At 56.6% G+C, this 22,463-nt stretch carries 28 protein-coding genes; 14 read left to right on the top strand and 14 right to left on the bottom strand.

Features of this window, described 5'->3' with window-relative positions; genetic code table 11:
- Nucleotides 1-25 precede the first annotated feature (25 nt).
- Genes R1T46_RS09055 through tenA form a run of 3 tightly spaced genes read left to right on the top strand, consistent with a single transcriptional unit; the run spans nucleotide 26 to nucleotide 2,874 of the window.
- Entirely contained in the window at nucleotides 26-1,207 is a 1,182-nt protein-coding gene (locus R1T46_RS09055; protein WP_007152694.1) for an AAA family ATPase, read from the top strand.
- Between the two features lie 2 nt (nucleotides 1,208-1,209).
- Nucleotides 1,210-2,190 (top strand): ribonuclease Z, encoded by a 981-nt coding sequence (locus R1T46_RS09050; protein WP_286811887.1) that lies wholly within the window; start codon nucleotides 1,210-1,212, stop codon nucleotides 2,188-2,190.
- 15 nt (nucleotides 2,191-2,205) lie between these two features.
- Nucleotides 2,206-2,874, top strand: a complete 669-nt coding sequence (tenA, locus tag R1T46_RS09045) for a thiaminase II (protein WP_007152696.1) — start codon at nucleotides 2,206-2,208, stop codon at nucleotides 2,872-2,874.
- An 11-nt stretch (nucleotides 2,875-2,885) separates the two neighbouring features.
- Here the strand turns inward: tenA and R1T46_RS09040 are convergent, their stop codons facing one another.
- Together R1T46_RS09040 and R1T46_RS09035 are read right to left on the bottom strand one after the other, a co-directional pair.
- A complete protein-coding gene (locus R1T46_RS09040; RefSeq protein WP_085679529.1) occupies nucleotides 2,886-3,230 on the bottom strand; it encodes a PBPRA1643 family SWIM/SEC-C metal-binding motif protein in 345 nt (114 codons plus the stop codon).
- Nucleotides 3,231-3,373: 143 nt separating this feature from the next.
- The gene (locus tag R1T46_RS09035; RefSeq protein WP_036209304.1) at nucleotides 3,374-3,799 is read right to left on the bottom strand and encodes a GFA family protein; all 426 of its coding nucleotides are present in this window, start codon (nucleotides 3,797-3,799) and stop codon (nucleotides 3,374-3,376) included.
- Nucleotides 3,800-3,989: 190 nt separating this feature from the next.
- On the opposite strand from R1T46_RS09035, the gene R1T46_RS09030 reads away from it, so the two are divergent.
- Nucleotides 3,990-4,313, top strand: a complete 324-nt coding sequence (locus tag R1T46_RS09030) for a 2OG-Fe(II) oxygenase (protein ID WP_007152700.1) — start codon at nucleotides 3,990-3,992, stop codon at nucleotides 4,311-4,313.
- Between the two features lie 23 nt (nucleotides 4,314-4,336).
- Here R1T46_RS09030 and R1T46_RS09025 read toward each other — a convergent pair whose 3' ends face one another.
- The 5 genes from R1T46_RS09025 to R1T46_RS09005 all read right to left on the bottom strand — a co-directional run bounded on the left by R1T46_RS09025 (nucleotide 4,337) and on the right by R1T46_RS09005 (nucleotide 8,863).
- On the bottom strand, nucleotides 4,337-5,059 hold the full coding sequence (locus tag R1T46_RS09025) for a DnaJ domain-containing protein (RefSeq protein ID WP_317308051.1): 723 nt from the start codon (nucleotides 5,057-5,059) through the stop codon (nucleotides 4,337-4,339).
- A gap of 58 nt (nucleotides 5,060-5,117) precedes the next feature.
- Complete coding sequence (locus R1T46_RS09020) at nucleotides 5,118-5,813, bottom strand: VWA domain-containing protein (RefSeq protein WP_317308050.1); 696 nt, start codon at nucleotides 5,811-5,813, stop codon at nucleotides 5,118-5,120.
- Between the two features lie 46 nt (nucleotides 5,814-5,859).
- Nucleotides 5,860-6,315 carry a GatB/YqeY domain-containing protein gene (locus tag R1T46_RS09015; RefSeq protein ID WP_317308049.1) on the bottom strand — a complete coding sequence of 152 codons (456 nt, stop codon included), beginning with the start codon at nucleotides 6,313-6,315 and terminating at the stop codon, nucleotides 5,860-5,862.
- A gap of 184 nt (nucleotides 6,316-6,499) precedes the next feature.
- Nucleotides 6,500-7,671, bottom strand: a protein-coding gene (locus R1T46_RS09010; protein ID WP_317306215.1) for an IS3 family transposase whose coding sequence is annotated in 2 segments (ribosomal slippage) — nucleotides 6,500-7,422 and nucleotides 7,422-7,671 — 1,173 coding nt in all. Because the reading frame shifts where the segments join, the coding sequence is not laid out codon by codon here.
- A gap of 43 nt (nucleotides 7,672-7,714) precedes the next feature.
- The gene (locus R1T46_RS09005) at nucleotides 7,715-8,863 is read right to left on the bottom strand and encodes a M14 family zinc carboxypeptidase (RefSeq protein ID WP_317308048.1); all 1,149 of its coding nucleotides are present in this window, start codon (nucleotides 8,861-8,863) and stop codon (nucleotides 7,715-7,717) included.
- Between the two features lie 242 nt (nucleotides 8,864-9,105).
- Here R1T46_RS09005 and R1T46_RS09000 point away from each other — a divergent pair, with 242 nt between their 5' ends.
- Both R1T46_RS09000 and R1T46_RS08995 read left to right on the top strand, forming a co-directional pair.
- Nucleotides 9,106-9,774, top strand: a complete 669-nt coding sequence (locus R1T46_RS09000) for a glutathione S-transferase (RefSeq protein WP_317308047.1) — start codon at nucleotides 9,106-9,108, stop codon at nucleotides 9,772-9,774.
- 267 nt (nucleotides 9,775-10,041) lie between these two features.
- On the top strand, nucleotides 10,042-10,431 hold the full coding sequence (locus R1T46_RS08995) for a DUF2780 domain-containing protein (protein ID WP_317308046.1): 390 nt from the start codon (nucleotides 10,042-10,044) through the stop codon (nucleotides 10,429-10,431).
- A gap of 27 nt (nucleotides 10,432-10,458) precedes the next feature.
- Here the strand turns inward: R1T46_RS08995 and R1T46_RS08990 are convergent, their stop codons facing one another.
- Together R1T46_RS08990 and R1T46_RS08985 are read right to left on the bottom strand one after the other, a co-directional pair.
- Nucleotides 10,459-10,875, bottom strand: a complete 417-nt coding sequence (locus R1T46_RS08990; protein ID WP_317308045.1) for a thioesterase family protein — start codon at nucleotides 10,873-10,875, stop codon at nucleotides 10,459-10,461.
- A 15-nt stretch (nucleotides 10,876-10,890) separates the two neighbouring features.
- The gene (locus R1T46_RS08985; protein ID WP_007152707.1) at nucleotides 10,891-12,027 is read right to left on the bottom strand and encodes a zinc-dependent alcohol dehydrogenase family protein; all 1,137 of its coding nucleotides are present in this window, start codon (nucleotides 12,025-12,027) and stop codon (nucleotides 10,891-10,893) included.
- A gap of 186 nt (nucleotides 12,028-12,213) precedes the next feature.
- Between R1T46_RS08985 and R1T46_RS08980 the strand changes: the two genes are divergently transcribed.
- A complete protein-coding gene (locus R1T46_RS08980) occupies nucleotides 12,214-13,179 on the top strand; it encodes a DUF6635 family protein (protein WP_317308044.1) in 966 nt (321 codons plus the stop codon).
- Nucleotides 13,180-13,199: 20 nt separating this feature from the next.
- On the opposite strand, the gene R1T46_RS08975 is transcribed toward R1T46_RS08980, so the two are convergent.
- On the bottom strand, nucleotides 13,200-13,886 hold the full coding sequence (locus tag R1T46_RS08975; protein ID WP_317308043.1) for an SDR family oxidoreductase: 687 nt from the start codon (nucleotides 13,884-13,886) through the stop codon (nucleotides 13,200-13,202).
- A 238-nt stretch (nucleotides 13,887-14,124) separates the two neighbouring features.
- Between R1T46_RS08975 and R1T46_RS08970 the strand changes: the two genes are divergently transcribed.
- Nucleotides 14,125-14,676, top strand: a complete 552-nt coding sequence (locus R1T46_RS08970; RefSeq protein WP_317308042.1) for an MOSC domain-containing protein — start codon at nucleotides 14,125-14,127, stop codon at nucleotides 14,674-14,676.
- On the opposite strand, the gene R1T46_RS08965 is transcribed toward R1T46_RS08970, so the two are convergent.
- The 3 genes from R1T46_RS08965 to R1T46_RS08955 form a co-directional block, all read right to left on the bottom strand.
- The gene (locus tag R1T46_RS08965; protein WP_317308041.1) at nucleotides 14,631-15,065 is read right to left on the bottom strand and encodes a DUF4399 domain-containing protein; all 435 of its coding nucleotides are present in this window, start codon (nucleotides 15,063-15,065) and stop codon (nucleotides 14,631-14,633) included. The genes R1T46_RS08970 and R1T46_RS08965 overlap by 46 nt on opposite strands.
- Nucleotides 15,066-15,157: 92 nt before the next feature.
- Nucleotides 15,158-16,111, bottom strand: a complete 954-nt coding sequence (locus R1T46_RS08960) for an adenosine deaminase (protein ID WP_317308040.1) — start codon at nucleotides 16,109-16,111, stop codon at nucleotides 15,158-15,160.
- A gap of 137 nt (nucleotides 16,112-16,248) precedes the next feature.
- Entirely contained in the window at nucleotides 16,249-16,704 is a 456-nt protein-coding gene (locus tag R1T46_RS08955) for a CopD family protein (protein WP_036209262.1), read from the bottom strand.
- 224 nt (nucleotides 16,705-16,928) lie between these two features.
- Here R1T46_RS08955 and phnD point away from each other — a divergent pair, with 224 nt between their 5' ends.
- Genes phnD through R1T46_RS08925 form a run of 6 tightly spaced genes read left to right on the top strand, consistent with a single transcriptional unit; the run spans nucleotide 16,929 to nucleotide 22,009 of the window.
- Nucleotides 16,929-17,921, top strand: coding sequence for a phosphate/phosphite/phosphonate ABC transporter substrate-binding protein (gene phnD / locus R1T46_RS08950; protein WP_317308039.1), 993 nt, complete (start codon nucleotides 16,929-16,931; stop codon nucleotides 17,919-17,921).
- Between the two features lie 52 nt (nucleotides 17,922-17,973).
- On the top strand, nucleotides 17,974-18,768 hold the full coding sequence (gene phnC, locus R1T46_RS08945) for a phosphonate ABC transporter ATP-binding protein (protein WP_040474321.1): 795 nt from the start codon (nucleotides 17,974-17,976) through the stop codon (nucleotides 18,766-18,768).
- Complete coding sequence (phnE, locus tag R1T46_RS08940) at nucleotides 18,765-19,583, top strand: phosphonate ABC transporter, permease protein PhnE (RefSeq protein ID WP_085679484.1); 819 nt, start codon at nucleotides 18,765-18,767, stop codon at nucleotides 19,581-19,583. Before phnC ends, phnE (R1T46_RS08940) begins: the two co-directional genes overlap by 4 nt.
- Entirely contained in the window at nucleotides 19,577-20,386 is an 810-nt protein-coding gene (gene phnE, locus R1T46_RS08935) for a phosphonate ABC transporter, permease protein PhnE (protein ID WP_317308038.1), read from the top strand. The genes phnE (R1T46_RS08940) and phnE (R1T46_RS08935) overlap by 7 nt, the downstream gene beginning before the upstream one ends.
- A 16-nt stretch (nucleotides 20,387-20,402) precedes the next feature.
- The gene (locus R1T46_RS08930) at nucleotides 20,403-21,212 is read left to right on the top strand and encodes an HAD-IIB family hydrolase (protein WP_317308037.1); all 810 of its coding nucleotides are present in this window, start codon (nucleotides 20,403-20,405) and stop codon (nucleotides 21,210-21,212) included.
- 14 nt (nucleotides 21,213-21,226) lie between these two features.
- A complete protein-coding gene (locus tag R1T46_RS08925; protein WP_228301504.1) occupies nucleotides 21,227-22,009 on the top strand; it encodes a DeoR/GlpR family DNA-binding transcription regulator in 783 nt (260 codons plus the stop codon).
- A 43-nt stretch (nucleotides 22,010-22,052) separates the two neighbouring features.
- On the opposite strand, the gene R1T46_RS08920 is transcribed toward R1T46_RS08925, so the two are convergent.
- Nucleotides 22,053-22,415: a hypothetical protein gene (locus tag R1T46_RS08920; RefSeq protein ID WP_317308036.1), complete on the bottom strand. Its 363-nt coding sequence runs from the start codon at nucleotides 22,413-22,415 to the stop codon at nucleotides 22,053-22,055.
- Nucleotides 22,416-22,463: the final 48 nt, after the last annotated feature.

Raw genomic sequence — 22,463 nt, 5'->3', positions numbered from 1 at the left:
TACCAAACTCAGTGATCTTGAGATTATGATCAACGCATTTGCCGTATCCAACTACCGCAGCCTCAAGAGTATCGTCGCGCCCCTGACCGGCCTCAATGTGGTAACCGGGCCCAACGGCTGCGGCAAATCCAACCTTTACAAGTCTCTGCGGTTACTGGCTGAAACCGCAAAGGGCAACTTAATCTCGTCGATCGCGCAGGAAGGCGGGCTGGATTACACGTTCTGGGCAGGGCCGGAGACCTTTACCAAAGGCATGAAAGACGGTGTCGATCCCGTACAGGGCTCTGCCAAAAAACAGAACAGCCGGCTCAGACTCGGCTTCGTGGGTGAAGACTTCGGCTACGCCATCTCACTGGGTATGCCCGCCCCTCAGGGATTTGCGGGCTACCAGGACCCGTCCATGTTTCAGTTTGACCCGGAAATCAAGCGCGAGTGCATTTGGGCGGGAGACGTCTGCCGTCCCAGCAGTTGCCTGATTGACCGGGTCGGGCCTGTGGTGAAAGTGCGCAACGGTCGTAAATGGGAAGTCTACAACGCCCACCTCAACACCTACGAAAGCATCCTCAACGAAATCAGCGATCCGGTGGCTGTGCCCGAGGTTCATGCTGTCCGGCAAACCATCCGCAACTGGCGCTTCTACGACCAGTTCCGAACCGATCCCCAGTCCATCATCCGCACTCCCCAAATCGGTACGCGAACGCCGGTGCTTGATCACGACGGCCATAGCCTGGTCGCGGCTCTGCGGACCATCCACGAGATTGGCGACCGGGCGGCGTTGTACGATGCCATTGAGGATGCCTTTCCCGGGGCAACCATCAACTTTGAGGCAGACTCCGGCAACCGTTTCATACTGCAGTTTTTGCAGGAGGGGTTGCTGCGCCCCTTAAACCAGGCGGAGCTGTCGGACGGCACGCTTCGTTACCTGTTGCTGGTAGCCGCACTACTCACGCCAAGACCACCGTCACTATTGGTGCTTAATGAACCGGAAACCAGCCTGCACCCGGACTTGCTGCCTGCCTTGGGGCGCCTGATCAATCGAGCATCACGTGAAACCCAGGTGTGGGTCGTTTCCCACGCACCACGTTTGGTGGCAACTCTGGAACAGGATGGCGACTGTAACTCCATCGCCCTGAACAAGGACCTTGGCGAAACCATCGTCCTGGGGCAGGGTTTGTTGGATGCGCCACCCTGGCAATGGGCGGATTAACAATGGAGTTCACCTTCCTGGGCACATCCGCCGGCACCCCGACACGGTCACGAAATGTGAGCGGCTTGGCCTTGTGTCACTCCGGTCCCAAACCCTGGTATTTGATCGACTGCGGTGAAGGCACGCAGCACCAGTTGCTTCGCACCCGCTACTCGGTTGTGCAATTGCGCGCCATCTTTATCACCCATATCCACGGCGATCACACGTTCGGCCTTCCAGGGCTGCTCACCAGCGCCTCCATGCTTGGCCGCACGGAACCGCTGGACATCGTTGCCCCCACCCAGGTACAACGCTTCATCAGCGCAGTGCTCGCAAACAGCGACTCCAGTCTCAGCTACTCGCTAAACTTTATCGATTCCGAAGCATCGGATTTCCAGTGGCAGGATGAGCACGTCAGGGTTACCAATGTGGCACTGTCCCATCGTGTCGACTGCCGCGCCTATGTGTTCACCGAGCAAAGCCTGGAGCGACAACTACTGCGGGACAAATTAAGCGCGGAAGGCATCGAGCCCGGACCCGGCTGGGGCGAATTGCAGAAAGGCAACGATATAACGCTGGAGGATGGCCGCCTGCTCAGAAGTGACGATTACACACACATTCCCCGCACGGCCCGCCGCCTGATCGTCGCCGGCGACAACGACACCCCAGACCTGCTGGCCGATGCCTGCAACGGCACCCACGTGCTGATCCACGAAGCCACCTATACCCAGGACGTGGCCGACCGGGTCGGCCCCTGGCCACAACACAGCTCCGCTGAACAGGTCGCCCGATTCGCCCAACAAGCTCACTTGCCCAACCTGGTGTTGACCCATTTCAGCTCACGTTACCAGTCCGGGCCGGGAGGCGCGCCCCACATCAACCAACTGGCGGCCGAAGCCATGCAGCACTACAAGGGCCAACTGTTTCTGGCGCAGGATTTTGATACCTATCGGCTGGAAAAGGATTTGTCGTTGAGTTGCCTGACCCAAACACATTCAATCTGACGAAGGATATTCACAATGACGTATCAGTTCGAAGACCTAAGGAAGGCTTGCCGGACAGAATGGCGCGACTACATTGAACACAGTTTCGTAAAGCAGTTAGGCGATGCGTCGCTCGCTCCCGAAGCGTTTCAGCACTACCTCAAGCAGGATTACCTGTTCCTGATCCAGTTTGCCCGCGCCTTCGCCCTGGCGGCCTACAAAAGCCCAACCTTGCTGGATCTCCGCCAGGCAAAGGAAGGCTTGCAGGCCATCGTGGATGTAGAGCTGGACCTACACATCAGCTACTGCAAGGAATGGGGCATTTCAGAAGCAGAACTTGCCAACCTGCCGGAAGCGCGCGCCACCCTTGCCTACACACGCTATGTGCTCGACACGGGCAACCGCGGCGATTTGCTCGACCTGCATGTTGCGCTCTCACCCTGCATGGTGGGCTACGGGGAAATCGCCAATTGGCTGAACAAACGGGCAGAAACCATTCGGGGAGACAAAAACCCGTATGACGCCTGGATCGCCATGTATGAAAGCGACGAGTTCCAGCAGGCCATGCACGCGGAAATCCAGTGGCTGGATGAACGACTGGCGGATGTATCCCCCGCCAGGTTCGAGCAGCTTACCCGGATATTCAGCGACGCCACCCGGCTGGAAATCGATTTCTGGGAAATGGGTCTGAAACAGAGCGATTGAGAAACGCGTGGTCAACCACAGCACTTCTTGAACTTGGCACCACTCCCGCAATGGCAAGGATCATTGCGGGAAGGCAGTTTCGCCGTGGTCACCGTCGCCCCTTTGTTCAGGAGTGCCGTCAGTTCGGTGATGGATTCAACCGCACCCTCGCGGGCATCCACTGTAATGTTGGCATGCAGATTGGCTTCCGCCACCTGAGCTTCGACCTCCTGCCTGCGCGCCTCACTGGTAACCACCAGTGTTAGCGGAAACTTCTTGCTGCCACTCTTCTGACTGGCCTTGGTCTGGAAGCCACCATGGGCGGTGTGGTGCTGGCGCGCGTCCTGCCGGCCTTTGTAGAAGAACTTGTCTGACATGCTGAAATCTCGATGAATGGAAGAGTACCCGGCGCCCGAAAAAAGCGAGCGAGCACCGGGCGAGACGTTTTAGCATGCTTATTGAATTGGATATATAGGCATAAGTGGAAATTCGATGCGCCACCCGCCCCGCTCTCATCAAATCACTCTGGCAAAGTGTCGCCTGACCCGCCCATCTCGGCCGGAACATCCTTCATCTTTGGTAGCCCGTCGCGAATCGGCAGTACCGATTCCTGGTAATGCACATGGACCGCGGGCTCAAACGCCAGGTCCGGAAGGTTGGCAACATAGACGTCCATAAGACTTAACGCCGGATGATCGGTAAACACATGACCACCGCACTTTTTACACCACTTGCGATAGCTTTGTTCCGTGAGATGGAATTCGCCAATGTGATCGGCACCCGCTAACACCTCGAAGCTGTCGTATGGCCACAGAGAAAACGCATTCACCGGCCCGGCCGACCAGCGACGACAGGAATCACAGTGACAATATCCCATCGCTTCGGGTGCGCCAGATACCTGAAACTTAACAGCGCCACAAAAACAACTGCCCTGGTACTGAGTCATAACGATCTCCCCCGTTCGTTGGTTAAACACCACCTTCCCAGAGCCACCCGTTTGCTGTACATGATACGAAATCACGAAACTGCCAGGACTTTGGTAGCAGGAAAGTTACGATTCGGAGCGACGGTTGACGGCTACCCGACAAACCGCACAAACTAACGGCTCAACCCTCCCAAGATAGAACGCACATTCAATGCCCGCAAACGTCAAAACCCGGATTTTGTTCCGCTCCAAACGCCTGAACCTGTACCTCGTCCGCTACCCGGAAGGTCACAAGGTGGGACCGCACCTGGACATGACTTCCGAAGGCCGGCTGTACAAACTCAATTGTGTTCTGGTAAAGCCCAAAGCAGGCGGTGAGTTCATCTGCGAAAAGAACATTTTCAACTTGTTTGGCCGGGTATACCTGTTTCGACCAGATCTCTACCAACACCGGGTTTCGAAGATTGAACGTGGGAATCGTTGGTTGCTCAGCTTTGCACTTAACACATCGGGTAACGTTCCCCTGGCACAATGATCGCCTAGATCCGACAGAAGCCGTCAGCTCAACAAACACGCCTTGGCCTCATTGATGCGGGCGGCCAAATAGTTACTTCCGCCACGGTCCGGGTGTACTTTCTGCATCATCCTGCGATGGGCCTGAATGATCTCGTCCTGTGTTGCACCGGGCTCCAGTCCCAAGATGTCCAGGGCCTCGCTCTCGGTAAGAGGGCCGCCGGTAGTGCCGTGTTCTTCGGATTCTTCGCCTCCAGCGCTGGCCTCATCGTCAGCACGCCATGAGTCACCGAACCGGCGGTCAAGATAACTTTCCAGCAGCCGGGCGGAGTCCTCGTCGTGCGCCCGGCAGTATCGCAACAGCTCAAGAAATTCGCTTTCGCCCAGGTCCGCCAGCGCTCGCCCGGCCATGGGGCCTTTCAGGACCTTGCCACTCATGGTGCCGGAGTCATGATCCAGGCTCATTTCCAGAATGTCGCCGGACACATGGGATTGACTGCCTGAACTTGCGTTTGCATCTCCCGTTCCGGCCCCCGCCATGCGTCCTGTCAATAATGACGGCAGCACCCGGCGTAGCAGTGGGTAGAGAAACGCCAACAACGCGAATAGAGCGTGTAGACGGCCGGTAACCGCCATCAGAACCACTATCCCGATACCGGCCATCAAGGCCAGCTTTATCATCGCCGGCTTACGTTGGCTGGCCGGCTGGTTGCGCAGCCAGACCCACGCAACAACCGACAGTGCTATGACCAGAAGCGTTAGTGGCACTCAGATACCCCGGAACTCATCGGTCCATCGATGGTTTGAACGTGGATTGAAACAAGCGCTACTTGATTTGCTGGGTCAAGCGCTTGACCTCTGGAGAGCTGCGGCTGGAAAAATCCTGCAGGGCCTTGGCTCCCCCGGAAGCATAGACCGCAACGGCAGCCATAAGATCCTTGAGAACTTGCGGACTGTCACGATCGAAGGGGGCATAGGCGCCACCAGACAACTTGCTCACCTGCTGGAACACCGCTCTGGCATGGGCATCGGCGCCCTCGTGAAACATGAACACCGGCGTTCGCAGCATCCCCAGTTCCCCCGCGGTATGGCACAGCTCGTCCACTGGCTCCTCGCAACAGTCGCCGATAAACACCACAGCCCTGACAGCCTTTTCGCGGGTTTCTTTCACGGCATGAGCCAACACCCGGCTGATCTGGGTGCGCCCACCCAGGCAGGAAACGCCGTTCATCAGGTTCAACAACTGACCGGTCTCCGTCACAAACTCCGTAGCCTTGAACTCACCAAAGCCACGGTAATAACAAAGTTGGATAGCCAAGCCGCCCAAATCTCGCGTCGCCATGAACAGCTCACTTTGCAAGTGGCAGGCCTCATCCCAGGTTGCCTCCCGGCTGGCGGTGGCATCCAACGCAAATATCAGCCTGCCCTGCCCACCGCCCTGTTTGGGCAGTGTGCGAACCTCGTTGATAAACTGGTCGATGGCCTGTCTATCGGATTTGGGGCGCAGTTCTTTGTCGGCCATAGTGGTCCTTTTTCGTTTACCAGTGCGTCACGCACATGGGGTGCCATCAACCCGCCAGCGCTGCCCGCACCTTCTTGCTCAGGTGGCCCATATCAACCCGGCCAAGCACCTGGGGCTTTAGCTCGTTCATCACTTTGCCCATATCCTGCATTCCCTGTGCATCGGTAGCGCTGATGGTCATTCGAATCAGGCCGTCCAGATCATCCTCGTTGAGGGCCGCGGGCATGAATTCCTCGATGATCACCATTTCCGCCCTTTCCTTGTCACCCAGTTCCTCTCGGCCTGCCTCGTCATACTGACTGGCGGCGTCACGGCGCTGTTTGAGCATCTTGTCCAACACCTTGAGAACATCCTCGTCGCTCAAATCACGGCGCTCATCAATTTCAATCTGTTTGACCGCAGCCTGCGCCATACGCAGGGTAACAAGCCGGGTTTTGTCCTTGTTCCGCATCGCATTTTTCACTGCGGTGTTGAGTTGTTCTTTAAGTGATGGTTCCGACATTGCCGGCCTCCTGGTATATGAAATGAGGTGACTGATTTCAGATGAAGCGAAAGGATAGATGTAACGAAAAAGCGAGGCAGGTTCAATCGTTATGATCATATGGCTGGAGCCTCATCCCCTATACGTGGGGATGAGGCTAACCCATTCATGGGTTTACCTTGTTACTCTACTTCTCCTGTAGTGGTCAAGTGTTATAGACCACCGTCTTTTGAGTTTTCCAGTAGGCCTTCTCTGCCGCATTCGGCGGCAATCCACTGTTGTGTTTGTGCGGTCGCAGCGCACTGTAATAGCCGATCATGTAATCCGTGACCGATTGCTTCGCCGCGGCAAAGCATGGATACCCGATTTCCGGCACCCATTCTGTTTTCAGACTCCGGAAGAAGCGCTCTGTCGGGGCATTATCCCAGCAATTCCCCCGTCGGCTGAGGCTCTGTTTCATCTGGTAGCTCCATAACAACTGCCGGAACCTCAGGCTTGTGTACTGACATCCCTGATCCGAGTGGAACATGACTCCTGATGGCTTCCCACGGGATTCATACGCAATCGTCAGCGCCTTCTTCACCAGATCCGTATTCGGTGATAGGGATATGGCCCAGCCCACCGGTTTACGGGAAAACAAATCGATCACAACAGCTAGATAAGCCCAGCGCGCACCGGTCCAAAGATAGGTGATGTCTCCGGTCCATACTTGATTGGGTTCCTCTACGTCGAACTCCCTGTCAAGAAGATTCGGAATATCCAGGTGCGGCTGATCGGCCTTCTTGTAAACGTGGCTTGGCGGCTGCGTACTGACCAGTCCCAGCTGCTTCATCCGTCGGCTGGCTCGGTAACGGCTCAGCGGTATTCCGGCCTGTGTCACCATGCTGGCAATCGTCCGTGCCCCGGCTGAACCATTGCTGGTCTCGTGGGCCTCAATAACCTGCTCTTGGAGTGCTTGCTCAGCGTCACAGGGCGTTCTATCCCGGTCACGCCATGCCCGGTAGCTGCTGCGATGCACCCCAAACACCCGACACAGGCGCTGCACCGTATAGCTCTCTTCAAGTCGCTCGATTATCGAGAATTGCTCAGGGAGTCCGACATCAAGAGAGCGGTAGCCTTTTTTAAGATTTCCTTTTCTTCCTCCGACCGACGAAGGCGGCGCTTCAGTTCCTGAATCTCACGCTGCTCTGTGGTCAGGGCCTCGCCTCTGGGCGCTTTGCCAGCCCGTTCGGAACGAAGTTTACGGACCCAGTACTCCATGGTGGATTTACCGACACCCATGGCATCGCAGGCAGCTTTCACTGTGTATCCTTGGTCGACCACCAGTTGGGCTGCCTCCAAACGGAATTCCGGACTGAAGTTTCTAGTTTTCGCCATCGTCTTCACCTGATTCATTATGTGAGTGATCATACACTCAAAATCAGGTGGCCAAAGTCACTATGCCACTACATCCTCCCTCCTCGTTAGGCGCGCCAATTCCCGGGCCTCTGGGGGGAAGGCTTTCCGCGATCGTAATGTCCGCGTCGAACAAAGTGCCGTCGGCCATGGCGGCGACAACGGCTTTGGCAGCATTGTACGCAGTCTTGGTAATGTACCCATTGCCCTTGGTTCCAATACCTCCACGCATCTCGAACAGCACCGATCCGGCACCCAACAGTCCATACGCGTTACGGGCGATTCCAGGCGTTGTGGTACCGGGATAGAGCGTGATGTTGGCATAACCGTACTGGTCGAGCTCTGTGGCCATAACCGTGACCACTTTTTTTGCAAGTTCCACTCCTGCCTCGAACTGATCCACCACACCCAGCGCCTCAGCCGCCGATGTAGCATTCGGCCATAGCGTCGATCCCGTAATTAAATTGCCGTCGGCATCAACATAAGAGCCCTGGTGGTGGAAATCGATTACCACCGAAGGCTGAAATTCGTCAAACAACAAACGCATGGCAACCGACTCGGGCACGGGATTAGGGCCACCAACGTATGGATCGACCTCTGGACCATCCTCAAGAAACGAATGATAGCGGTTGATGTCATAACCGCGTCCGCGCTGATAAAACGCGGGACAAGGACCCGATACGCATGATGGATCGTAGTTCTGGCGCCACGGTGGCGTATTCCCGAAAGCATCTTCAACACTTGCGTCAAACCCGTCGACATTGACTCTGGGTACGATGGTGAGCGTGAGCGCATCCCGTATGGCCCTTGATTCCCTCGAGTTGTCGGATAGATCTCTGGCCAAATCAACCATAGCCTCACTCACGACATACTCGTTGCCGTGTTGCTGAGCGATGATCATTATGCGCTGAGGTCCGCTCCCTATTGTAACCACGGGGATTTCCCGGCCAGTATTACTGAGGCGAGGAGCGCTCGAAAGGACAAACCCTCCTTTGGCCGATCGATCCAGTTGCTCAAGCGTATGCCAAAGCTGGGCATAACTTCGTAACGCAGCCAAAGACACATTCTGTCCGTCGGTGATCCAGGGACCGTTGGGTTTACTCTGGGGAGCCGCATGCGCCAACCCCGTGAAGACTAAGCTACTAATAGCGATAATCGATAACCATGTTTTCATGAGAAATCCTTCCTCTATGTATGTTTCATCGAATGATTATCTAACTATCAGGATACCAACATGCATCTACTGCAGATGCCTCTCGCAATATTATTGTTATCCTTATCTAGCTCGGAAAACTGCCTTGTGCAAGAACACTCACTGGAAAAACGACTCGAAGCAAAACCCGTGGTGATCCAAAAAGCTATTTGCAGACTACACTGCTAACCTGCTTATTCTTTTGACACCAGTGGAGTCACTGCATGATTACCGTTCACCACCTCAACAATTCCCGTTCACAACGCGTTCTCTGGATGTTGGAAGAATTGGGAGTGCCCTACGAAATCCAGCGTTACGAGCGTGACCCTAAAACCATGCTGGCGCCAGCCAGCCTGAAAAAAGTACACCCGCTGGGTAAATCACCGGTGATTACCGATGGCGACCTGGTGGTAGCGGAGTCAGGCGCTATTATCGAGTATCTGGCCCACACCTACGGCAAAGACACCATGTTGCCGGAAGCCGGCGGCCAGGCGTGGCTGGATTATACCTACTGGCTGCATTACGCCGAAGGCTCCCTGATGCCACCGCTGGTAATGCGCCTGGTGTTCCAGAAGGTAAAAAACAGCCCGATGCCGTTTTTTATCAAGCCGGTGGCCAAAGGCATTGCCGATAAAACCACTGCTACCTTCATCGGCCCGATGATCAAAACACACCTGGATTTCGTCGAAGCTCACCTGGCAAAAAACACCTGGTTTCTGGGGGACAACCTCAGCGCGGCGGACATTCAAATGAGCTTCCCGCTGGAAGCTTCCGTGGCACGGGGTATCGTTGGCAAAGACAGGCCCCATATCAATGCGTGGGTTGAGAAAGCACACGCCAGACCCGCTTATCAGAGGGCACTAGAGAAGGGCGGTGAATACGATTTTGCCTGAACGCACCGAGGAGGGCTCATCGCCCTCCCCTTTTTGAAGCGTGCCGGCAACACCAGGCAGAATATTCGATATGTTTCGGTTTTCACTCACTATTATTAGCGATCTACCGCCCCCATAAATAGAGCTGACCTCGATAATACATCCCTCAGGACAGCCCAATGAACGCTACCATCAAGCAATTCCTCCTGGTTTCAAGCATCTGACCTACTCGCCCCAGCCGCTAACGCCTTCGACCTTAACGACGCGCTTTCCAGCGGCACCGAAGCAATGACCTCGGCATCAGAGGTCAGCGGTGAAGCCCAGCAACTGGTCGGCCAACTCCAAAGCCAGCTCGGCGTCACACAGGCCCAGGCAACAGGTGGTACTGGCGCCCTGTTACAGCTCGCAAAAAACCAGTTGGGCAACGACTCCATGAGCACCCTAACCAGCAAAGCCTCTGGCCTGTCCAGCCTGCTGGGCGGTGGTAGCAGCCTGAGCGGAAGCCTGCTTTCCGGCATCTCGTCGATGGACGGTGTGCAATCAGCCTTTACAGCCCTGGGTATGGACAGCGGCATGATCCAGCAGTTTGTCCCGGTTATCATGAGCTTCCTGGAAAATCAGGGAATTGGCTCTTCGTTGCTGGGGCAACTGCAGGGTCTCTGGACGCCGGACGCCTGAAGCTGTCGCCCCTCTCAAGGACGGCCTCTACACCGTAATTCGCTCCAGGGCCTCCCGAATCCCTGGAGGAATCGGTGTCGAGGACTGGGTGGCACGATCCACGAACACATGGACAAGCTCGCCATGTGCGGCTGCCTGGGTGTCGTTCCCCATGAAAATCCCCACCTCGTAGGTCACAGAACGGGTGCCAGTTCTGGCAACCCGAACGCCGGCTTCAAGGGCATCAGGGTAGGCAACCGGCTTCTTGAACTGGCAGCTGGAACTCACCATAAAACCCACTACCGGTGCGTTGTGTATATCAAGACCGCCTTCTTCAATGAGATAGCGGTTGATGACCGAATCGAAGTAGGAATAGTAGGTCACGTTGTTGACGTGACCGTAGATGTCGTTATCCATCCATCGGGTGATGATGGGGTAAAACACGGGGAAGTCAGATCGTTCCATGGAGGCAGCCTGGCGTCAGTGGTCGTCAAAAAGAATGACCTGGCGAATGGCCTTGCCGTTTGCCAATCGCTCAAAGCCTTCGTTGATCTCATCAAGGGTCAGGGTGTCGCTCAGTAGCTTGTCGACCGGCAACCGTCCCTGGCGAAACAGGCTGACGTAGCGGGCCACATCCCGCACCGGCACACAGCTTCCCACATAGCTACCCTTGAGGGTTCGCTCCTCTGCCACCAGGCTCACCTGTTGAATCGACACCTTCCTGTCAGGGTGTGCCAACCCACCTGTTACGGTTGTACCGCCGCGACGAGTCAGTTGATAAGCCAACTCCAGCGCCTTTTCAGAACCCGCCATTTCGATCGCACAATCAACGCCGCCGTTGGTCAAGGCTTTCACCTGGCTCACGCAATCTTCGTCCGCCGCATTGATACCAGCGCTGGCGCCCAGGCTCTTGGCCATCGCAAGCTTGTCCTCATCCAGATCAATGGCAATGACCTGTCCCGCCCCGGCCACCAGCGCACCCAACACACTGTTCAGGCCCACGCCACCAAGCCCGATAACAGCGACCGTCTGGCCGGCTTTGATATCGGCCGAGTTGATAGCGGCGCCCACGCCCGTCAGCACGGCACAGCCAAAGAGGGCGGCATGATGAAACGGCAGGTCTGGATCAATCCGTACCAGTGAATGTCGGGACACCACTGCGTGATCGGCGAACGCAGAGACACCCAGGTGGTGATTCACCGGCGTACCATCCGCCCGATGCAGCCGGTGTTCGCCACCAACAAGCGTACCGGCATTGTTCGCGACGGCCGCCGGTTCGCACAGCGCGGGGCGACCTTCGGCACAGGGGCTGCAGTGCCCGCAGCTGGGAACAAAGACAGTGACCACGTGATCACCCGGGCTGAGATCTGTCACCCCTGCCCCAACGGCTTTGACCACGCCTGCCGCCTCATGGCCCAGGGCCATAGGCACGGGCCTTGGCCGGTTGCCGTCAATCACGGACAAGTCTGAATGGCACAAACCCGCTGCCCGGATCTGAACCAACACCTCATGATCGCCCGGTGGATCCAGTTCCAGCTCTTCAATCGTCAGCGGTCGGTTTTCGTCGAAAGGCTGTGGCGCACCTATCGTTTCCAATACAGCGGCACGGATTTTCATAACGATGATCCTGTTGGTGTTTTTGTTCGGAATTTCCGCAAGGTACTAAGTTTCTCTGATTTAGGGAAGTTCTGGGGTTTCTCTACCGGATGATCAGGGCGTTAACAGGAAACCGTAACGATTCCTGATAAAGTGAGCGCCTGTAAACAACTCCGTCCCACTTACCGGTAACTGCACCTGTCACTTATGCCCATTGCCATACCACCCGAGCAGACCATCTCCGAAGCAGAGATAGAGCTAGCCTTACGCTCGGGCATTGAACGGTACTTTGCCGACTGCCGGTCGCGGGTGCCAACGTTTATCGACCGACATTTCCATTACCCAGGGGCTATCGCGACCAACCGGATGGCACTGGGCTGGGACATGTTGCGGGCGCCGATCAATCTGCTTTGGGCACCGATGTACGCCCTTGCCTGCCTGGTAAAAATTCCGACGCGCAAACGCGCCGGCCTCAGATGGCTGTACGGAATGGCCGATCGTGTGCCTGCAGGTTTCACCACCCGCGTACAGCAGCACATATCGAGCCTGATTCAGGCAGACCTGCTGAACAGTGGTCAGCCTACGGGCCACCTGCTGGAAGACTATCTGGCGGAAGCGTTGGAGGAGGTTTATGAACGCCACAGTTCTGAGCCGGTCGACCACCAGCACTTTATCAAACTGATAGAGCCCGTGATTTCCGACGCTCTTCGTCAGTACCGCGTAACGCGGACGGCCTCTGCCGATATCACCAATAGCATTTCATGCACCGTGTTGGGCGCGTTTGCATTCCAGAAGTTTACGCCTGGGGGCATAGGGCTCGGGGTGGTGCTGGCGTCCATGCTCGCAAAGACCCTGGCGGCACGGGATTTTATTCTCGGCGAAACCATCGGCACGTGGTACTACAGCGTATTTCCACCGGAGCCGTCGCTGGCAACGACCGCCAGCGTCATGGTCGCGGTCATGGCCGCCCTGGCGGCGTTCGCAGCGCTGTCCGGCGTTATTTCCGACCCCGTGCAGGCGGCACTCGGCCTGCACCGTCGTCGCCTGCACAAGCTGCTGGATCACCTGGAGCGGGACGTCTCGCTCAGCACTCAAAGCAGCTTTCGCCCGAAAGACCAGTATGTGGCCCGCATTCTGGACACGTTCGACATGATCAGAGCAGGGTTGATCTAAGCCGATTTCCGAGACCTCTCTTATTCAATGGGCGGCGTAGGCCGGACAAGTAACTCGTTCACGTCTACGTGGGCTGGCTGTGACAGGGCGTAAACCACCGCATTGGCGACGTCGTCCGGCTTCAGTGCTCTCTCCGGGGGCTCGTCAAAGAAAGGCGTGTCTACCATTCCAGGCTCTATCAGCGTTACCCGAACGCCCGTTCCCCGTAGCTCTTCCCGGACACCATAGCCGATGGCCGACACCGCCCATTTCGTCGCGCTGTACATAGAACCGGGAATGGTCACCCTGCCGGCGGCGGAGCCAGTGAGCAACAAGTGGCCACGGCTTTCTTTCAAGGCCGGCAGACAGTGCTGCAAAGTGAGGCCAACCCCATAGACATTGGTAAGAATCATATCCCGCCAAGCGTCGGTGTCTGCGCCACTGAAGCCGCCCGGCGAACCACCGCGACCTGCATTGGCAAAGACCGCATCAATTTGCCCAAAAGCCTTCAGGGCCTGTTCGACCATGGCTTTCTGGTCTTCGCTGCTTTGAACATCACACTGAACACTGATCGCCCGATCACTGCCAATCTCCTCTTTCAGGCTTTGAAGACTGTCTTTCGAACGCGCTGCCAGTACAACACGATAATTATTCTTTGCAGCAGCCCGCGCCGTAGCGGCACCAATGCCCGAAGATGCGCCGGTGATCAAAAGAACTGGGTCTGTCATGACAATCTCCTTTTTCGATTTGATTCGGGATTGTGTACGAGGTGATACTCAGATTAGCTTCATTTGGTCTTTTGCGCTGTTTTTACGCTCAGGCAACAGCCCGAAGAGCCGGACTGTCTCAGGAGGACGTTGTGATGAAATCCCGGCCTCAGCATAATACGTCGTGTACGGCCCACCAAAGGCTCCATTGAGTACACTACTCAGGACCAGGCTGGATTAAAACTCACATGAGGTATCCATGGCGCAACCGACCTCGCTTCAAACCCTGTTCGACACCCTCCCTCAGCGCGGTCGGGTTGAATGGATTGGCATCCGCCCTGCCCGCGGCGAGTCCATGAAAACACTCGATGACGTGATGATCACGCCGGGCAAGGGCCTGGAAGGCGATCGATTCGAGGGCCGCGAGACCAGCAAACGACAGGTCACCCTGATCCAGAAAGAGCACCTGCATGCCATTGCCTCCTGCCTGGGGCGGGAGACGATTGACCCCAAGATTTTCCGGCGCAACATTGTGGTCTCAGGCCTGAACCTCCTGGCCCTGAAAGGCAAAACGTTCCGAATTGGGGGTGTGGTGCTGGAATGCACCGGCCTTTGCCATCCCTGCAGTAAGATGGAGGCCGCCCTTGGGCCGGGCGGTTATAACGCCATGCATGGGCATGGCGGTATAACGACGCAAGTGATTGAAGGGGGCAAGGTGGCACTTGGCGACAGCGTTTCTGGCCTGCCTCTGAACCACTTGTGCTACTACTCCACCGTGATGGTGATCTTCTCGGACATCACAGGCGGCTGATGGGGTACGTGCAGGTGATCCCCCACCAGTAACTGCAAGGTGTGTTCGCCCGGTGACAGTTCCAGGGACGTCTGGGTTTGTCCGCCACCAAAATGAATATGACGATCATCGGACGGAACCGGTTGGTCCATCGCCGGCATATCGTCTACATCCACAAGCAGGTGATGGTGGCCGGTGCCCTTACGTTCCACGCCCGCTGGCGCCACTCCCAGCCCGTCCAGACCGAACCTCACGGTGACTGGCGAACTCACGGTCTGCCCATCAGTTGGCGTAATAAAATACACCGACGCGCCTTCAGGAGCGGGTGTCGCTCCATGGACCTCGGCGACCATTGAGGCGGCAAGAACCGAACCAAGCAATAAACGTTGTGTGCTGCTGATCATGCTCATGACTCATTCCTTGAACGCGGGATTGACTGTTCAATGGTAGGACAGATTTTCGCATCTTGCCGAATATCGATACTGCCTTGTGCAAGCTGCCTCTACGGAGCTAACCGAGCGTCCATACTGTTCTGCGCCAGCCGGCGGGCCTGCGCTTCGGTCATCCCCAGGCCATCACGCAGGGCCACGAAGTTTTCCAGCACATAACCGTCGAAATAGGACGGGTCGTCCGAGTTCACGGTAACCTTCAAACCCTGCTCCAACAGGTCCAGGATGTTGTGGTGGGTCATGTCCTGAAACACACGCAGCTTGATGTTCGACAACGGGCAAACCGTTAACGGGATCTGCTCGTCCGCCAGTCGGTCCAACAACTTCGGATCTTCCGCGGCACGGACCCCATGGTCAATACGGTTTACCTTGAGCAGATCCAGGGCCTGCCAGATGTACTCAGGCGGCCCCTCTTCACCGGCATGGGCAACCGCCAGGAAGCCCTCAGCCCGCGCTTTGGCAAACACCCGCTCAAACTTGCTGGGCGGATGGCCTTGTTCAGCGCTGTCCAGTCCCACCGCAAAAAACTGATCACGAAACGGCATCGCCTGCTCAAGTGTCCGGAAAGCGTCGTCTTCAGAGAGGTGCCGCAGGAAACTGAGAATCAGCCCACCGGTAATACCCAGCTGCTCGCGCCCATCCCGCATGGCGCCGCTGATGCCATTGATGGCCGCTTCAAAGGGAATGCCACGCTCGGTATGGGTTTGCGGATCATAAAAAGGTTCAACATGGACAACCCCCTGCGCCTGACACTTCTGCAGATACGCCCAGGTGAGATCGTAGAAATCCTGCTCCGTGCGCAGCACATTGGCACCCTGGTAATAAAGATCCAGGAATTCCTGCAGGTTATTGAAGGAATAGGCTTGCCGAAGCACGTCGACATCGCTCCACGGCAACTCAATGCCATTGCGCCGGGCCAGTGTAAACATCAGTTCAGGCTCAAGCGCACCTTCCAGGTGTAGGTGTAACTCCGCTTTGGGTAGGGCTTTCAGCCAGGCTTCGTTCATCACAGTCTCCAGGATGATTTATCGTGTATCAACAAATCATCCCGGAAAGCCATGAGGTCTTGCAAATCCCCGTGCGGTCCGCAAAGAAAAAAGACGACAGGGCGCAAGCACAAGCCGCTATCCGCTACCAGATAGGTCTACAGATACCGCCCACCAGCACCGATCACCACGACGATCAGACCGAGAATCAGGTTGGTACCTACCAGCTTTCGGATCTGCCCTACCTGGCGTCCGCCTTCCTGTGGATCCTGATTGGCAACGGCCTGCTTCAACCGCCGGAAGGGGGCAAAATAGACGTGACAATAGAGCAGCATCATTACAATCCCCAGCCCCTGCATCACATGAACGTGCCAGCCGGCACCCGCCATGCCGCCGAACACACTGAAGACCATCCAGTAACCGGTCACCAGCAACAGTATGATCGCCACCCATACCCAGCGGAAAAACCGGGACAGCGTATGACACCAAAGAGCACCGCGCTGCGATGCATCAATGACCTCCACCACTGCTGGCCGCATGGCCATATAGGCGAAAAACATACCGCCAACCCAAATCACGGCAGAGAGAACATGTAATGCGATAGCCAGACCCATAAAGCGACTCCCGGATAGGAAATGTGTGACGAGCATAAGCCTCACCCGCCACAAAACCAACTCTCTTGAGCGGATTTTCTGACCTTGTCTAATGGACATTTGCTGTTAAGCTGAATGTTCAATTGAACATCTGATAATAACAAGCATAGCGAGCTGGTCCTTCCCGGATGCTCAATGCGAGGCCGAGACCCCTCATGCATGGACCGCTCCAAAGGGAGAAAAGAATGAACCTTTCCAGGAAAGTGTTTCCCGGCATCCTGCCGTCGGTCACTCTGACAGCATCCGCGTTGCTGGCGGGTTTCAGCGCTCAGGCATTTGGAGATTGCGAACGAGGCTCACTAGACGCCAAATACTGCGACGAAAACGGCGATATGGTTGCTGACCTGCCAGCGGACGAATCAGAGTGGGTGAATCCCGATACTTTGATCTTTGCCTATACGCCGGTTGAAGATCCCGCCATCTATTCCGACATCTGGCAGCCCTTCATCGATCATCTGTCTGAAGTGACAGGCAAGGATGTTCGCTTCTTCGCCGTGCAATCCAACGCCGCGCAAGTGGAAGCCATGCGCAGCGGCCGTTTGCATGTGGCGGGCTTTTCTACCGGCCCAACGCCTTTCGCGGTTAATCTCGCCGGTGCGGTGCCCTTCGCCTTGATGGGCTCAGACTCCGGGCAGTTCGGCTACTCGCTTCAGGTCTACACCCACGTCGATTCCGACATCCATGAAATAACCGACCTGAAAGGTAAGCGCGTCGCACACACCTCCCCTACCTCGAACTCCGGTAACCAAGCCCCCCGTGCCCTGTTCCCGGAAATGGGCGTGGTACCAGGTGACGACTATGAAATCACCTTCTCCGGCAGCCATGACCAGTCCATGCTCGGCGTAGTGGCCAAGGATTACGACGCGGCCCCTGTGGCCTCGGAAGTGGTTGAGCGTATGGCCGCGCGTGGGCTTTATGACGAGGAAGATGTGCGTCTGGTGTGGGAGTCCGACCGGTTCCCGACAACCTCCTATAACCACGCCCACAACCTGCATCCCGAGCTGGTCGAGAAAATTCGTGAAGCCTTTTACAGCTTCAAGTTTTCCGGCACCGAGCTGGGCGAAGAGTTTGAGGGCGTCGAGACCTTCATCCCCATCAACTACAAGGACAACTGGCGCGTAATTCGCACCATCCAGGCGTCCAACGGCGTTCAGTACACGCCCGACAATCTGAAATAAGAGCAACAGGCGCTTCCGGCCAATGGCCGGAAGCTCTGGCCGGAGTGAATTCATGTTAGAAATTACCAACCTGGTAAAGCGATACGGGCACAATGAGCCGGTGCTAAAAGGCCTGGATCTTGAGGTTGACGGCAGCAGCGTCGTTTCCATCGTCGGCGCTTCTGGAGCGGGGAAAAGCACACTGCTGCGCTGCATCAACCGGCTGGTTGAGCCCACATCGGGTTCGATCAAGTTGAATGGCCACCAACTGGTCAATCTTCGCGGCAGCGAATTGCGACATTCCCGCCGGCGTATCGGCATGGTTTTTCAGGGGTTTAACCTGATTGATCGCTTGACGGTCATGGAAAACGTGCTGTCCGGACGCTTGGGCTATGTGTCACTGTTCCAGGCCCTGACCCGCCGCTTCCCTCAATCGGATATCGATCGCGCCTTCCACCTGATGGAGCGCGTGGGTATCGCCCACTACGCCAATAATCGAGCCGACCAGTTGTCCGGGGGTGAACGGCAACGGGTAGCCGTAGTGCGGGCACTGATGCAGGAGCCGGAGATTCTGCTGGCGGATGAGCCAACCGCGTCGCTGGACCCCAAAACCTCTCAGCAGATCATGAGCCTGCTCCAAACCCTGGCCAGCGAAATGTCGCTGCCGGTGCTGATCAACATCCACAACGTCACTCAGGCGCGGATGTACACGGATCGCATTGTGGGTATGCGTCACGGTCAGATGATTTTTGACGGTTCGCCCAAGGACTTCAACCAGGATGCGCTGGATGCCATTTACGGCGGCATTGAGTCCCCGGACGAGGATGCGGCTGAGGCCGGCGCCCAAACCCAGGAGGCGACCGTATGACCACCGGCAGAACTGCAACCGACATGACGTCGGGCAGGGTCTGGAAGAAGCCCCCGTTCATAGCCAACCCCTGGCTCCGCTATGGCTTGATCGCCGTTACCCTGACCTATCTCTACTGGGCTTTCTCCACGCTGCCCTTTGATTGGGCGCGAATTTCCGAGGGCCTGCCCCGAGCCGCCAAAATATTCGGTGGAGCCTTTCCTCCCAGCTTTGAGCGTGCCGGACTCTTGTGGACCGGCTTCAAGGAAAGCTTCCAGATTGCATTCCTGGCAACCCTGCTTGGGGTGTTCCTGTCGATACCTATTGCGGTGATGGCTGCCAAAAACGTGGCTCCGAAGCCAGTCTATCTGGTGGGGCGCGCTATCATCATTATCTCCCGCAGCTTCCACCCGGTCATCGTGGCCATCCTGTTTGTGGCGGCCGTCGGGTTTGGCCCCATGGCAGGCATTCTGACCCTGACACTCTATTCCATCGGGTTCGTGGCCAAACTGTTGGCCGAAGAAATCGAAGAAATCGACTGGGGCCAGGTGGAAGCCATGCGCTCCGTCGGCGCAGGGTATCTGAAGATGCTGATCTACGGCGTGTTTCCGCAGATCATGCCACGCCAGATTGGGCTATCCATGTACCAGCTCGACAGCAACCTGCGCGCTTCCGCGGTGGTTGGCATTGTCGGAGCAGGCGGTATTGGCGGCACACTGATGAATGCGTTCGGACGTTACGATTACGACTTCGCCTTTGCCATTCTGCTGATGATTATTGGCATCATTCTGGTCAGCGAAGGCATAAGCGGATGGGTGAGGAAAAAAGTATGGTAGATCACGCTGCGAAACTGACTGACCGTGTTTGGTCCCGCTACGACCGGAAAGAACAGTGGACCCGCTATGGGATCTACCTGGTAACCCTGATTGCGATTGTCTGGGCGGTGCGTGACATCGACATTTTCTGGCCCTGGGTGTGGGACGCCCCCAACCAGATCCAAAACCTGGGCGCACGCATGTGGCCACCGGAGTTCAGCACCTGGAATGCCATCTTCGCGGCCATGCTGGAAACCGTACACATTGCCACCCTGTCTACCATGCTCACGATATTCATTGCCCTGCCGGTGTCCTATATCGCGGCGCAGAACACCACGCCGAACAAGGCCACCCTGTGGCTCGGTCGGTTTATTCTTGTGTCCAGCCGCTCAGTAAACACCATCATCTGGGCCCTGCTGTTCGTCGCCATTTTCGGCCCCGGGGTACTTGCGGGCATTCTGGCGGTTATGTTCCGGTCAATCGGTTTCATTGGTAAACTGATGGGCGAGGCTATCGAGGAAATCGATCGCCGCCCCGTCGAAGCTATGCAGGCAACCGGCGCCAGCAAAATGAAAGTAGTGCTGTACGCGATCGTGCCGCAGGTAATGCCAGCCTTTTTTGCCATCATCATCCTGCGCTGGGATATCAACATCCGTGAATCCACCGTGCTTGGTTTGGTGGGCGCCGGTGGCATCGGAGTGCTGCTGCAAGGGTCTATCGACCTGTTTGCCTGGCAGACGGTGGCCACGATTCTGCTCGCTATTGTGGTGTTGGTAATTCTGGGCGAAACACTAACCAGCGCCTTGCGCAAGAAAGTTATCTGACGCGGAAACCCAGTCCATGACAAACAGCTTTAACTTTGGCCAAGCGGACGTATTGTTTACCGACGTGGACGATACCCTGACCACCGATGGTCAATTGCTGCCAGAAACCTATCTTGCCCTTTGTCGGCTGGCAGCGGCTGGTATTCGCGTGATTCCGGTGACCGGTGGTTGCGCCGGCTGGTGCGACCAGATCATCAGAACGTGGCCGGTCACTGCCGTAATTGGTGAAGGCGGCGCCTTCTACGCCGAGCGGACCGCCCCCCAGACGGTCCGCTGGCACTACTGGAACGACGCAGCCGGCCATAAGCGCGACCAAGAGGCCATACTGACTGCAGTCGCCGCACTGGATCTGGACTTCGAACCACAACTCGCCAGCGACCAGGCCTTCCGCTATGTCGATGTAGCGGTCGACTACAACCAGCAGCAGTCTTTAAGCTCAGAGCAAGTAGCGGCTCTTCATAACGCTCTGGTTGGCCAGGGCTTCAACGTTCGGCAAAGCTCAATCCACCTCAACGTCTGGCTCGGCGATTTTGACAAGTCCACGATGGCCGTGCGTGTAGGGCAGGAAGTGCTGGGACTGGATCTGCAGGCGTTGCAACAGCGCGCAGTTTTCATCGGCGATGCACCCAATGACGAAAGCATGTTTCGATGTTTTCCACTAAGTGTTGGCGTGGCAAACATTCGCAAGCATCTGCCCGGGATGGCCCATCGGCCGGCAGCCGTTGTCAGCCAGCGTTCCGGGCTGGGCTTCGCGGAAATGGCCGAAAACTGGCTGAGGCAACGGACCGAATCCGACCTGCCGCAGGCCGAAACACATCCTGTGTGATCAAGCCAGGGGTAATGGACCGAGTATCTAATCTGATGGGCGCCAAAGATCGGCAAAAAAGCATTCTGGATTGGGTGAACGAGCAGAAGCATGTTGAGGTTGAAGACATTGCCCAACGCTTTGGAGTCACCACCCAAACCATTCGCCGAGACATCAACAAACTGTGCGAACAGGGTGTGCTACGTCGTCGTTATGGCGGCGTCAGCCTACCGGCCAGTGCCACGATTTCTCCCGTTGAAAACGCGCGGATCCATCATCATGCCACCAAGCAGCAGATGGCTCAGCGGGTTGCAATGGATATTCCTGAAGGCGCCACCGTCAGCCTGGGAGTCGGCAGCACCATCGAACTGGTGGCGAAAGCGCTGATTCATCATCAGTCACTGCGCATCCTGACCAACAACCTTAGTGTGGCCTCTGCGCTTTCCGGCAATTCCGGCATCGAAGTCATCGTTTCCGGTGGGCAATACCGGCACAATCACCATGATGTGGTCGGGCCGGAAGTGACCGGATTTTTCAGCTCCTTCATCACCGACTTTGGCATCATCAGCACCGGTAGCATGGACCCACAGCATGGCCTGATGGATTTTGATATCCGCGAGGCCGAAGTCAGCCGGGCCATCATTTCCAACACCCGGTCACGCTTGCTGGTGGCCAACCATAGCAAATGGACCCAAAGCTCTCATTGTAAAGTCGCCTCATTCAAGTATGTGGATCGCTTCTACACCGACTTCATTAGTGCCGGAAAACAGATAGGCCTGCCTGCGTCGCTTGAAATCATCGAGTGTGTTGGAGCTTAACGAGTCCGAACGTTCGCAAGGCGGTGCAGTGAATATCTCCTACTTAACCCTGCCAGATTCCCAGCATTGCGCCTGCACCCAGAACGAGCGCCCCGCCGACTTCCCCGACGATCAGCAACAGCATGAAGAACCCGGTCACCCAGGACGGCAACTGCCGCTTACCCAGGCGGTGGGGCCGGCGCAATTGGTTGTCTGTATCCTGAAGCAGGCCGTGAATCACATAGGTACCAATTGCAAAAGCGAAGAACATCAGTGCAGCCACGGCGGCAGTCGTGTTAACCCAATCAGCCAGCACACTATGAGCGCTAAACGCCGCCAGCAGCAGCGCCGCAAAGCTGTAGAGCAGCGAACTGCGGTGAGCGATATCCACATATACCGGCGAGGTAGCGTCCTCACTCCGCGCCATATGCCGGTATTTCCAAATGCCGGTAAGCAGGCCTGTCATAAAAAACAG

Origin of the sequence: Marinobacter salarius, assembly GCF_032922745.1 — a bacterium.
Classification (GTDB): Bacteria; Pseudomonadota; Gammaproteobacteria; order Pseudomonadales; family Oleiphilaceae; genus Marinobacter.
The sequence above is the reverse complement of the archived record's forward strand: the minus strand, read 5'-3'. Positions and strand labels throughout refer to the sequence as shown.